The following is a 13570-nucleotide window of genomic DNA, read 5'->3' as shown; positions in this document are numbered from 1 at the left end:
TTTTTTTCACGGAGATAATCTTTCTATCTCCCAATTCTTTTTTTGATTAGCATAACGAATTCGATCATGCAATCGATTAGCTCTACCTTGCCAAAATTCGAACTCAATAGGTGCTATACAATACCCTCCCCAAAATTTAGGCATAGGTATATCGATATCTTTATATTCCTTTTCTAAAGATTGTAATCGCTTTTCTAACGCTTCTCTTGATTTAATCACTTCGCTTTGATCAGATGCCAAAGCTCCTAATTGACTTCCTCTTGGGCGAGATAAAAAATAACGAGTGCTTTCTTCTTCTTTTGTTTTTTGTGCTGTACCTTTAATAATTACCTGTCGTTCTAAATTAGGCCAAAAAAAGGAAATACATACTTTATTATTAGCAGCAATAGCTTTACCTTTTTCTGAAGAATAATTAGTATAAAACACAAAACCGTCTTCATCAAAATGTTTTAACAATACTATTCTTGCTTTTGGAAATCCGTCTAATCCTGTAGTAGTTATTGTCATTGCATTAGCCTCATCAACTCCGCCAGCCTCTTCTACTTCTGCAAACCAATCAGAAAAAAGCTTAAAAGGAGAATCCGGGAGATTCTCTTCCTCTAAACAACTTTTTTCGTATGACTTTCTGTATGCTGTTAGATCTCTATTCATTATCTCAAATTATTATGCAATTTACCTATTTTTAAAATATAGAAAACAATAATAAGTAGATAATTTTTACCATATCAATACTCAAACACTTTACCATCATCAGCTATTTCTACATCATCAAAAACAGTTTTTGCTTCTTCCCTAAAAAGTTCAATATTTTCATACCTGGTAGAATAATGGCCTAAAATTAAGGATCCAACATTTGCCTTTTTGGCAATAGTAGCAGCTTCAATAGCCGAACTGTGACCAGTTTTTGCACACAAATGTTTATGGCTTTCTAAAAAAGTAGATTCGTGATACAATACAGTAACGTCTTTGATTAAAGGAATTTTTTCTTCATTATACTTAGTATCACTACAAAATGCATAGCTCTTACCGGGTTTAGGAGGATCGGTCAGCTCTTCATTAGAAATCACGGTACCATTGTCTAAAACAACATCTTTTCCCTTTTTTATCGCACGATAATATGCCTTATCAATATCATAATCAGATACCTTGTCTATTAACAAGGTTCGGTCACCTGGTTTTTCCTGAAATAAAAACCCATTACAATATACCCTATGTTGTAAAGGTATTGTACGTACAATTACTTTTTCGTCTTCAAAAACAATCTCTGATTCTGTATTGGTAAGTTCATGAAAGTATAATGGGTAATCTGTCCACGAATTAGAAAGTTTTAACTGTAATGTAATAACTTCTTTTATTCCCTTAGGACCATGAATATGTAATGGTATATCTCTACCAAGTAATCTAAAAGTAGATACTAATCCAATTAGTCCGAAAAAGTGATCTCCATGAAGATGTGAAATAAAAATATGTTTGATTCTTGAAAACTTGATTTTATTTCGTCTTAATTCTACCTGGGTTCCTTCACCACAATCAATTAAAAAGATATGGTTGTTTATTTCTAAGACCTGAGAAGTTGGGTTTGTAAATGTTCGGGGAGTTGCAGAATAGCAACCTAAAATCGTAAGTTTCAAAATTATTTTTCCTATTTGTTAAACAGGCTGTGAATATAATCTAATCTTATTTATAAATCAATCTAACGACCAAAAGAATCAAACGATGTTAATAATGATATATATCCTTTGGCATCAAGATTTCTTCTATACCCTGTTACTCCTAATACTTTTCCTTCCTTATCCAAAACTAGAATAACAGGAAAAACCCATTTTCTATTATATTTTTGAGCAAGTATCTCATTTTTCTTTTGTTGAGTTAAAGAAAGTTTATTTTTTTTCCGCTTAGGGAAATCCGCCTTTACCCAAATAAATTTTTGATCAGCAAATTCTATAAACTCCTGATTAGAAAAAATATTTCTTTCTAATTTAATACAGGGAGGGCACCAATCTGATCCGGTAAAAAACAATACAATATTTTGATCTTTTTCTTTTGCTAGTGACTTTGCTTCATCAAAATCATATTTCCAGTCCTGAGCAATAACGTCATGACCAAAACACACAAAAAAGAGTATACTTACAATTGGGGCAAATCTGTTCATAACCTATCAGACGAAAAGCAGCATAAATAATTACAAAAAGTTCAGTTTTTTAAAAACCTAGATCTCTTTCTATTTCTTCCATTTCTACCAAATCATACGCTTCCTGTAGCGTAGGAACAATTGTTATTTCACTTAAGACTTCATCATAGGATATCTTATTTGTAACAATCACGAATGAATGCTTAGCAGCTTTATGCTGATTAGAAATCCTTAAAAATTCATTAACATCATCTACAGAGATTTGTTCTAATGAAAACAAGTTAACAATTATATTATCATTTTCGAGAGAAGCATACTTGTCTTCAAGACCTTTAACAAACTCAATAATTGTAGTTTTTTCTTGTGTGATTATAGTAGTAGAACCTTCTTTATTAAAAATCATAAATTATCGTTTAATTTTTGAAGCTAAAAGATATATTACAGCCATTCGCACTGCAACCCCATTCTGTACCTGATCCAATATTATGGCTTGATTAGAATCAGCAACATCACTCGTGATTTCTACTCCACGATTGATTGGTCCTGGGTGCATGATTACAATTTCCTTATTCAGACTATCCAATAACTTTTTATTTACTCCAAATTGTTGAGTATATTCTCGTGTTGATGGAAAATAACTAATCTCCATTCTTTCATTTTGTACACGCAACATATTGGCGACATCGCACCAGTCTAGTGCTTTTCTTAGATCTGTTTCTACCTGAACTCCTAATTTCTCAATATATTTAGGAATCAGAGTTTTGGGGCCACAAACTTTTACTTCGGCTCCTTGTAATTTTAAAGCAAAGATATTAGAAAGCGCAACTCTAGAGTGCAAAATATCTCCTACAATCACAACCTTCTTTCCTCCTACCTCTCCTAATCGTTCGCGTATAGAATAAGAATCCAACAAAGCTTGTGTAGGATGCTCATGCGCTCCATCTCCTGCATTAACAATACTTGCATCTACATGTTTAGAAAGAAAAACTCCTGCCCCCGGATTAGGATGCCTCATGACTACCATATCTACTTTCATCGAAAGAATATTATTAACAGTATCAATAAGTGTTTCTCCTTTCTTTACAGAAGAAGATGCTGCAGAAAAATTAATTACATCTGCAGAAAGTCGTTTTTCTGCTAATTCAAAAGATAATCTTGTTCTTGTACTATTTTCGAAGAAAAGATTTGCAATCGTTATATCTCTAAGCGAAGGAACTTTTTTAATTGGTCGATTAATAACTTCTTTAAAGTGATCAGCAGTCTCAAAGATTAAATCAATATCTTCTTTATTTAGATATTTTATTCCCAATAAGTGATGTACACTTAATTCGCTCATTCGTCTTAATTTATAATTTTAAATAAAACAATCTTATTTAGAGATCTTAATTTTCTATTAAATACACGGCATCTTTGCCATCATTTTCTATCCAATCTACTTTTACTTTTTCTTGATTTATAGCATCTACCTGGCGACCTCTATAATTAGGCTGTATAGGTAAATGTCTACTAAAACGCCTATCAATTAATGTTAGTAGTTCGATTTCTTGTGGTCTTCCAAAGGATTGTACAGCTGTTAAAGCTGCTCTAATACTTCTCCCAGTATACAACACATCATCAATAAATACAATTCGTTTATCTTCTACTACAAAATCAATATGAGTTTTATTAGCTTCAAGAATTTTTTCTCCTCTCCTAAAATCATCTCGATAGAATGTAATATCAAGGTAACCTAATTTGACGTCTGTTACCATATAATCATCAACCAAAATTTTCTTAATACGATCTGCTAAAAAAGCTCCTCTTGGCTGAATACCAATTAAAACAGTATCTCTAAAATGCGTGTGATTTTCAATTAATTGACAAGCCAAACGGTGCAGAATTATATCAATCTCTTTCGCACTAAGTAGTAATTTTTGACTCATAATCTCCAAATGGATATCTGGAATACAAAAGTAGTGAAATTTTAGAACAATACAATTCAATTTCTAAATAACATACTATAGAAAATCTACTTTGCTAAAAACACATTAATGTGAATTAGTCGTTCTAAATTCATAGTAGCTAAAAAAGAGATAAATTCAATAGTATTAGCTATAAAAAAAGGCGTAATTGTCGTATTACGCCTTTATAAAATAATCCTTTATACTATATCCCACCAGCTAATAATACAAACGAATTTTTGGATACTGGAGAAACTTCATAATTCTTTATATTATCAATAGTCTCCATGTATTTTTCAGCCTCTAAAAATGCTGTTTCCAAAGCACTTAAATCTGAGCTTTCTTGTACCATAATAGTTTTAGACATAATACCGCCATCTGTATATTCTATCGTTATTTTCCATTTTTTGATAGAATGAAAACTTTTATTCTCAATTGCTTTTTTTGTTTTTTTACTTTTTGGTTCTGTATCTGTATTCTTTTTTACAGATGTTATGATCGTTTTATCATTTGCTACAACTGCCAACCTATTTGTTTCTTTGGCATTTGCCTGAATGATGATTAAGAAATTTAATACAAATATGATTACCCTGTTTACATTTTTCATTTTAAAAAACATTTATGATTTTTTACAATGCAAATATCAGGAAGCTTCACCCTTGTTACTATACCACTAATAGTGAAAATGCCTTCCCATTTTTCAGGGATATAAAACGTTACAATTCAACCACACCAATACATTATCACATAGTAATATCATTATATTATGACTCAATAACCGTGTTATTTCTTTTCTCAATATATATCAAAAACCCAGGTATAATCACGATTACGGTATATTTTAAAAAAGCAGAGTTGTAATTTTACATAGAGTAAGCTCAAAATAGACGGGAGTCACAACAACCCTGAATACAGTGTATTTTTAAAAACAAAAAGGCCGTTCGTAAGAACGGCCTTTACTATATTAAAAAGTGTTGAAAACACTAGTTCCCTCCTTTTTCCATCTTAGCTTTAAGATCTGCTAATGCATCGATATCACCAAGCGTTGTTTTTTCTGCTGAACCTGTAGCAGCTTTCTTCGCAGCTTGTTTAACGATTTTAGCTTCTTCTTCCTTGAATAAAGCTGTATGAGAAGCAACCACTCTCTTGAATTCTTTATTGAACTCAATAATTTGGAATTCTGCTTCATCACCTTTCTTAAGCTTACTTCCATCTTCTTTTTCAAGATGACGAGAAGGTACAAAAGCAACAACATCTTCGTTGAAATCTATAGTAGCACCTTTGTCTACAATTTCACCGATGGTTGCAGTATGCTTAGTTCCTAAAGCAAATTCTCCTTCATATTTATCCCAAGGATTATCTTCTGTTTGCTTATGACCAAGACTTAACTTACGTCCTTCTACATCTAGTTCAAGAACAATTACATCAAGTTTATCACCTACATTAGTAAAGTCTGATGGATGCTTAATTTTCTTAGTCCACGAAAGATCTGAGATATAAATTAAACCATCGATACCTTCTTCTAATTCTACGAATACACCAAAATTAGTGAAGTTACGAACAATACCATTATGCTTAGATCCAACAGGGTACTTAGTAGTAATATCTGTCCATGGATCTGGAGTTAATTGCTTGATACCAAGAGACATTTTACGCTCTTCTCTATCTAAGGTAAGAATTACCGCTTCTACCTGATCACCTACTTTTACGAAATCTTGTGCAGAACGTAAATGTGTAGACCAAGACATTTCTGAAACGTGAATTAATCCTTCTACTCCTTCTTCAACTTCAATAAAAGCACCGTAATCAGCAATTACAACAACTTTACCTTTAACCTTATCACCTACTTTAAGTTCTTTATCAAGAGCTTCCCATGGGTGTGGTTTTAATTGTTTAAGACCTAATTGAATACGAGTCTTAGCCTCATCAAAGTCTAAGATAACTACATTCAATTTCTGATCAAGTTCAACGATCTCATTTGGATGATTGATTCTAGACCAAGAAAGATCTGTAATATGAACTAATCCATCAACTCCTCCAAGATCAACAAATACACCGTAAGAAGTAACATTCTTAACCGTACCTTCTAATACTTGACCTTTTTCTAATTGACCAATAATTTCTTTTTTCTGCTCTTCGATATCTGCTTCGATAAGTGCTTTATGCGATACAACAACGTTTTTGAATTCGTGGTTTATTTTTACCACTTTAAATTCCATTGTTTTTCCTACATACGCATCATAATCACGAATTGGCTTCACATCGATCTGAGAACCTGGTAAGAATGCTTCGATACCAAATACATCTACGATCATACCACCTTTGGTTCTACATTTTACAAAACCATTTACGATTTCACCTGTATCATGAGCACCATTTACTCTATCCCATGCTTTAATTACACGAGCTTTACGGTGAGATAAAATTAATTGACCTGTTGCATCTTCACGCACATCAATTAAAACCTCTACCTTGTCTCCTACTTTAAGATCTGGGTTATAACGAAATTCGTTTAATGAGATAACACCTTCACTTTTGGCATTGATATCAATAATAGCATCACGATCAGTGATGTTAATTACTGTTCCATCTACTACCTCATCATTTAGGGTATCTACAAAATTCTCGGCAACTAACTTTTCAAACTCTTCAAGTTTCGAATCAGCGATAGGATCTATCCCTTCTTCATAGTTATGCCAATTAAAATCTTTTAGGAATTGTTCAGGGTTTGCTTGTTGTGGAGTTTCAGCTACTGCTTTCTTCTCTACTTCCTGAACGTCTGTGTTTTTTGTTTCTTCAGACATTGAAGATAAAATTTGTATCCTGTATATTATTGAGAATCAAGACGAAAATTATACAGAAGTATTAATTAAATTACACTATGTCCTTTTTAATCCTCTTATTCGTTAAAAAGGAGTGCAAAAGTACAATTTAATTTATTAGAAAACAAAAGATTATAATGTGTTTCAGCAAATTACTAATACCTAACAATTTCGAATTCACTTCTTCGATTGGTTTGATGATCTTCTTCTGTACACACTTTACTATCACAATCAATTAAAGGTTGAGATTCTCCAAATCCAACAAACTGCATTCTCCTTGCATTTACATACCCTACCAAAGCTAGGTAATTACGAGTAGATTCTGCTCTTTTGGCTGATAATACCTGATTATATGAATCTGTACCTCTACTATCTGTATGAGAACTTATATTAATATAAACGGTTTTATATCGCTCTAACTTTACTGCAAGTTTATCCAATACTTTTTTAGAATCAGCCCGTATATTCCATTTATCATAATCAAAATAAATTGGAGGCATATCAAAATATAGTTTTCCATTCCTTTCGATAACCGGAGGGCCATCTTTGTCTGCAAGAAGAATTTCTCTTAGTCTGGTTTTGGTAATTTCTTCTTTCCTACGTTCTGTATTAGATTCACTGATTCGGGTACGCTCATTAATATTAGTGCTATCGTTGATCTGTATCCTATTTTTATCATCGCTCTCATCTGTTACAACGGCATCTTTTGCTCTATCCAAATAGATGATATAGGTCTCTTCTTCTTTTTCTTTAACCACCAACGGCTTCGTCCTCGTTTTATATTTATCTGCAGAAGCTTTAAAATTATATCTCCCGGGAAATATCTTAATATCAAAAGCTGCAATAGAATCTAATTGACTCTCATACATCTTTACATTATCATTATTATATAAAACAACATCTGGATTGGCTATATAATTATCGGTTGCATAATCCCGAACTTCAAAACGTGCTCTATACTCTCGCGGAAAAATATCTCCAATTTGAGAAAAGGTATAAATATCATCTCCAGCCTTTTTTCGATTTGAAGCAAAGAAACCATCTGTTTCATTGTAATAAGTTATAGAAAAATCATCGTAGCTAGAATTAATTGGCGCTCCCAAGTTAATAGGTTTTATAAATTCTCCTCTTCTTAATTCTGAAACAAATATGTCCATCATACCTAATCCTAAATGCCCATTTGAAGAAAAGAATAGATTTCCTTTTTCTGAAATAAAAGGAAACTGTTCTCGATTCTCGGTATTAATAGTTGGTCCTACATTAGTTGGCTTACCATAAGTACCATCCTGATTTACTGTAACAAAATAAATATCAAAATCTCCATATCCTCCAGGCATATTGGAGCTAAAATACAATGTATCTCCCACTGCACTTAAAGATGGGTGCTCAATAGAATAATTTACATTATTAAATTCTAATTTCTCTGGCGCACCCCATTTACCATCAACTTTAATAGCCTTATATAAATGAATAGCATTATTATTAATACTATCAAATTTCTTTTTTCCTTTTTCAGAATTACTTTTAGATAGGTAGATTGTATTTCCATCAGCCGTAAAACAGAAATTACCTTCATGAAGTTTTGAATTAATTTCTTTGGAAATCGTTTCAATTTCGGAAACAGGTTTATTATCCTTGTCTACTCTCACCTTATAAATATCCAAAAACGGACGATGTGTCCATCTATAATTCTTATCCAAAGGACTATAAGGACGTCTATCTGTAGTAAAGTAAAGAATACTATCTCTCCTAATAGCTCCAAACTCTGAGGCTTCAGAGTTAAAAATAGCACTTGCTATAGTATAATCGTCATCTTTCAATTTAAAATCTTCTATTGTAGAAATCGCATCAGAGGCACTAAAATCTCTCACGGTATTATTTGATTTATACAAAGAGAGGTATTCTACAGATTTTTCATATTCTCCTAAAGCAGACAGTACCTGGTACATCATAAAGTTATACCGATTATCGTATGTTTTATCCTTATCATAAAACTTACCAGAAGTCAATACCCTTAAATATCGATACGCCTGTCTAAATTGAAAAGTATTATAGTATGAGGTGGTAATATTTTTAAGGATATGTTTGGTATATCCTTCCTGGTTTAACTCATCTTCGTATTGCCGTGCTGCGTTTATATAATCTCCTTTTTCAAAAAAACGATCTGCTCTGCTTTTTTGTTGGGAAAAGGCAAACTGAGTAATCAGTATAGTTAATATCAATAATATCTTAGCTTTTATCATCTAGAAAAATCTTGGAGAGGAATATTTATTACTAAACTTAAGAAGGTCAAAATTAAACAGTATTACAATTTCATGACTTCCATTATTATAACCGCTTAAGTCACTTACACTAAAATCATAAGAATATCCAACTTTTAGGTTTTTTGTAATATTAAACCCTGCCAAAGCAATAAAAGAGTCTGTATATCGATAAGATATTCCTAATTCAAACTTATCATAAATCAAAGAGTTTAGCGAAAGATCAAAAGTTAAAGGAGAATCTAAAACTTGCTTAATAACCATCGAAGGTTTTAATTTCACTTCATCAACAAAGTCAAAAACATAGCCAGCAATACCATATATATGTGTCTTTGTTTGTGCAACACCAATACCATCGATATCTATATCACTAGGAAGTAAATTGGGCGAGGATATACCTGCATAAAAATTATTAGTAAACAAATACAAACCTGCTCCTATATTTAATTGCGTGGTAGATGTATTATCTGCAAAAGCAGGATCGTTAGCGACATCAGAACCAGAAGGATCAATTTTGAAATTATTGATACCTGCTTTCAATCCGTATGATAATCGAGTCTGATCAGAAATCTTTGTGATATACGCAAAATCAACGTTGATATAATCATTATTAACAGGGATAGCGTCTCCTATCCTATCATTTACATAATTTACACTTAGCTCAATTTTTTCACTCATAGGGATATTAGCAAATATATTGGCTGTCTGCGGAGCCCCTTCAATGCCTGTCCATTGTCTTCTGTATAATAACCCGGTCGAAATCAAACCATTTTGACCTGTAGCATATGCGGGATTAACCGTACTCATATTATACATATATTGAGAATATTGTGGTTCCTGCTGGGCATAGATCATCGAGCAGAAAATTATTGACATTACAAAAACTAACTTCAATTTCATTGGTTTATCTGCTTAAGTAAAAACTTCCTTGTATTGGTAAATTATTTTCAAAATTTGGAACAAAAACATAAAAGTATGTTCCCGAAGGAAGATCGTCTCCTAACTGTACTGACACATTGCTTTCTCCTCTAAATTCTTCTGTATTAATATTTCCTTCATAGACAAGACTGCCATATCTATTATATATTTTCAAATCAAAATCAGGAAATGCTTCGGGAATATTATACACTTCTTCTATCAACAAATCAAAAGTATCATTCTGACTATCACCATTTGGTGATACTCCATCCTGAAAATCAAGAGTACACAATTCTCCGTTTGCAAATCTCTCCCCGGTATTTAGTATATTTATCGGAACTTCAAGACGTTCGGATTCACAATTATTTGCATCAATTGCAGCAATATAATATACCTGATTATCAAAAAGTAAAGGGTTATCAATAATAGGAATTTCACTTTCTAAAGTAGTGTACCAGTTATAATTTAGAACATCAACTTCAATATCTTCTAATCTGGCGGCATCAAGAATACAAAATTCCTGAGGAGGTACGTTAGGGATTGGTAAATCCACAATTTGTATGGCTACATTTAAAGAAGACTGGTCACAAGGCAGTGTATTTGCTATTACATATCTAAAATTATAAATATTGTTTGTTAATGTCTCAAACTCTACTACTCCATCTACGTTTAACGCACCTGTATTATCGGTATCTTCAAAAACTCCAGTACGTGGAGTATCTCTATCTAAAAGTGAATATAAATTAACCCTACCATCGATTTTACAGAAAGTTTCACTTCGATCATTACCAATATCAACTGGTTCTACAATAGTAATAGTTACTGTAGATTGATCTGATGCAGAACACCCAGCATTACCCGGAACTACATATATATATTCTCCTGCTCCCAAAACCGGTAGCAAAACATTACTAGAATCAAAAACACCTAAATGATCTGGTGATGTATACCCAAAAGGGCCTGCCCAGGTTCCTGTTGTACTTGGGTTACCTCCCAAAAGATCAAAAAGGGTTATCGTTAAATCATCTGAGCATAGTGTTGCACTTGCATCTTCTCCTGCATTAGATAATTTGTTAATTGTAAATGTTAAATCTGCACTATCAACACATCCATTTACTGTATTTGTTGAGTAGGTAAATGTAAATGTTTGTGAACTGCTGCTATTCGGAAAAATAAACGTATTATCAATTACATCTCCTGCTGTATTTATCCAAACTCCTGTAGTTGCTATTGTATTACCATTAGTTCTTAATAAGCTTCTAAGATCTACCTGCCCTTGAGATTCGCACAGGTTAATATCTTTTGTATCTTCTCCCGCATAGTCAAATCCAAATATTTGAACTTCTACTCTGGCCGTCATAATATCGCAAGGGTGTTCACAATAAAAATCTGCCATTATATCGGTCTCATAGGGATCACAAAAACCACCGGGATCACTATTTATATTAGGGCTCACCGCATATTCAAAAATATAAGTACCAGGATCTGCTCCAAAAGTATTTACTGTTCCTCTGTGTGTATAAGGTTTTAATGGGTCAGGAGGTGATAAAACATGTAACCCTAAATCAGAGGGACCTGAAACCAAACGCCAATTCGTACTTCTATCACTAAAATATTCGAATGGTATGCCGTTTTCTGTAGTAAATTCTAACAAATCATATAAATCTATTGTTCCAGGAATATTAGTACATATTTGAAAAGGAGGATCCTTTTGGTTAAATGGCCTTAGCTGTTCATAGAACACAAAACTAACTTTTGTAGTTTTATCATCACACACCGCAGAACGCTGCTCTACACCGTAAATGAAATCAAATTGTTCTCTTCCAAATCGTAAGTTATTACCGCTAATAAGGTTGTCATAAATCACTCTCAAATTAACCATAGAGTCCTGCGAATTATCAATTTGCCCTGTAGGTTCTGGCAACCAGACCCCTTCAATATCTTCTCCTAATAAATATAGGTCATTAGTTAAATCTATATCGGCATCATATACTCCTGCCAAAAGATCGTCTTCACAAATATGAGTAGGCTCGGATTCTCCCGAATCTACTTGTCTAACCATAGCTACCCGAACGGTAGTTTGTTGTGGAGGAGAACATCCCGCAATACCAGAAACGGTATAGGTCAATTCGAAAACTTCTTGATCTACTAAAGGCAACCCAGGCTGATAAGGTATTTCAACCATAAGAAAACCATCATTACCAACACTTATAAAACTACTACTCGAACCATTGTATGTCCATTCTCCATTCAAATGTGGAGAGGGCGTATTACTATCTAATGCAAACGCACTAAATAAATCAAAACCAATAAGGTCACAACCTTGAGCATTTACATTATTTGGACCAGATGGTGGTAGTGCAACTCCAGAAAATGGACCTAAAATTAACCGTGCAGTTCTAACCGGATCTGTACCACAGGTGGCAGCATTCATTAATTCGAAAAAGTAATCATTTTGAGTTACTGCTGTAGTTGCTCTTTTTAATGCCCATGTAGATAAATTACCGGTTACTTCATCAAAAGCCGATTTAAATCTTGGATCTATACGCCATGTACCATCTGCAGGTGTAGTACCTGTCTCAGTATATATATTAATAATCCCATCGGGTCCGTTAATCCCGTCGAAGTCTATATTTTCCATACCACATTTTTCTATAGTGGTAAGACCCAAATTACATTGAGAATATGAAGAAAAAGACACCAAAAGAAAAAATGTGTAGAAGAGTAGTTTTTTAATCATAAGTAATAATAATATTTATATATGTAACAGCAAGAAACATAAGGTTTTAAAAGGTTATTAATCAAAGAAATCCTGATACAATAATATTCTGCAATTTTATCAAAAAAAAGAAAGAAAAACACTCCCTGTTTTCAGTGATATTTTTTTATCATAAATTAACTTCTAGATTTTAAAACCTTTACAATATCTTTTAACTCATATCCTTTTGCTTGTAAAAGTATCAAATAATGAAATAATAAGTCTGCACTTTCGTTTAAAAATAGCTCTTCATTATCATCTTTAGCTTCTATAACCACTTCTACAGCTTCCTCTCCTACCTTTTGCGCCACTTTATTAATTCCTTTCCTAAATAACGATGCTACATATGATGTTGAATCATTCTGATTTTCTTTTCGATTTCTAATCACATCTTCAAGCTCTGACAAAAATCCGTAAGATTGTTTATTATCTTCGTTCCAACATGTATCTGATCCTTTATGACAAGTTGGGCCTATTGGATTCACTGTAATCAAAAGAGAATCATTATCGCAATCATTCTTTATGTCTACTAGATTCAAAATGTTACCACTTTCTTCTCCTTTTGTCCATAATCTATTTTTGGTACGACTAAAAAAAGTTACTTTTTTTGTTTCTACAGTTGTATTGTACGCCTCTTGATTCATGTATCCAAGCATTAATACATTCTTAGTTATTGCATCTTGTATAATAGCAGGAACAAGTCCGTCATTATTTTTATTGAAATTTATTTCCATAATATC

Annotated in this window: 12 protein-coding genes; all 12 read right to left on the bottom strand. The window is 32.7% G+C overall.

Annotated elements, in window-relative coordinates; genetic code table 11:
- Nucleotides 1-6: 6 nt before the first annotated feature.
- Nucleotides 7-651, bottom strand: a complete 645-nt coding sequence (gene pdxH / locus DK441_RS23735; RefSeq protein WP_109853046.1) for a pyridoxamine 5'-phosphate oxidase — start codon at nucleotides 649-651, stop codon at nucleotides 7-9.
- Nucleotides 652-725: 74 nt separating this feature from the next.
- Complete coding sequence (locus DK441_RS23730; protein ID WP_109853045.1) at nucleotides 726-1631, bottom strand: ribonuclease Z; 906 nt, start codon at nucleotides 1629-1631, stop codon at nucleotides 726-728.
- Between the two features lie 62 nt (nucleotides 1632-1693).
- The gene (locus DK441_RS23725) at nucleotides 1694-2152 is read right to left on the bottom strand and encodes a thioredoxin family protein (RefSeq protein ID WP_109853044.1); all 459 of its coding nucleotides are present in this window, start codon (nucleotides 2150-2152) and stop codon (nucleotides 1694-1696) included.
- A gap of 49 nt (nucleotides 2153-2201) precedes the next feature.
- On the bottom strand, nucleotides 2202-2534 hold the full coding sequence (locus DK441_RS23720) for a ribonuclease Z (protein ID WP_109853043.1): 333 nt from the start codon (nucleotides 2532-2534) through the stop codon (nucleotides 2202-2204).
- 3 nt (nucleotides 2535-2537) lie between these two features.
- Nucleotides 2538-3467: an aspartate carbamoyltransferase catalytic subunit gene (locus DK441_RS23715; RefSeq protein ID WP_074406357.1), complete on the bottom strand. Its 930-nt coding sequence runs from the start codon at nucleotides 3465-3467 to the stop codon at nucleotides 2538-2540.
- Between the two features lie 46 nt (nucleotides 3468-3513).
- The gene (gene pyrR, locus DK441_RS23710) at nucleotides 3514-4053 is read right to left on the bottom strand and encodes a bifunctional pyr operon transcriptional regulator/uracil phosphoribosyltransferase PyrR (RefSeq protein ID WP_025663732.1); all 540 of its coding nucleotides are present in this window, start codon (nucleotides 4051-4053) and stop codon (nucleotides 3514-3516) included.
- Nucleotides 4054-4276: 223 nt separating this feature from the next.
- Nucleotides 4277-4678, bottom strand: a complete 402-nt coding sequence (locus tag DK441_RS23705; protein WP_160112257.1) for a hypothetical protein — start codon at nucleotides 4676-4678, stop codon at nucleotides 4277-4279.
- A gap of 376 nt (nucleotides 4679-5054) precedes the next feature.
- Nucleotides 5055-6875, bottom strand: a complete 1821-nt coding sequence (gene rpsA, locus DK441_RS23700) for a 30S ribosomal protein S1 (protein WP_025663730.1) — start codon at nucleotides 6873-6875, stop codon at nucleotides 5055-5057.
- Nucleotides 6876-7048: 173 nt separating this feature from the next.
- Nucleotides 7049-9136 carry an OmpA family protein gene (locus DK441_RS23695; protein ID WP_109853041.1) on the bottom strand — a complete coding sequence of 696 codons (2088 nt, stop codon included), beginning with the start codon at nucleotides 9134-9136 and terminating at the stop codon, nucleotides 7049-7051.
- Entirely contained in the window at nucleotides 9137-10054 is a 918-nt protein-coding gene (locus tag DK441_RS23690) for a type IX secretion system membrane protein PorP/SprF (protein ID WP_109853040.1), read from the bottom strand. It lies immediately after the preceding gene.
- Nucleotides 10055-10058: 4 nt separating this feature from the next.
- The gene (locus tag DK441_RS23685) at nucleotides 10059-12713 is read right to left on the bottom strand and encodes a gliding motility-associated C-terminal domain-containing protein (RefSeq protein WP_109853619.1); all 2655 of its coding nucleotides are present in this window, start codon (nucleotides 12711-12713) and stop codon (nucleotides 10059-10061) included.
- A 254-nt stretch (nucleotides 12714-12967) separates the two neighbouring features.
- Entirely contained in the window at nucleotides 12968-13564 is a 597-nt protein-coding gene (gene hisIE, locus DK441_RS23680; RefSeq protein ID WP_109853039.1) for a bifunctional phosphoribosyl-AMP cyclohydrolase/phosphoribosyl-ATP diphosphatase HisIE, read from the bottom strand.
- Between the last annotated feature and the right edge of the window lie 6 nt (nucleotides 13565-13570).

This window comes from Aquimarina sp. AU58, from assembly GCF_900312745.1.
Taxonomy (GTDB): Bacteria; Bacteroidota; Bacteroidia; order Flavobacteriales; family Flavobacteriaceae; genus Aquimarina; species Aquimarina spinulae.
The sequence above is the reverse complement of the archived record's forward strand: the minus strand, read 5'-3'. Positions and strand labels throughout refer to the sequence as shown.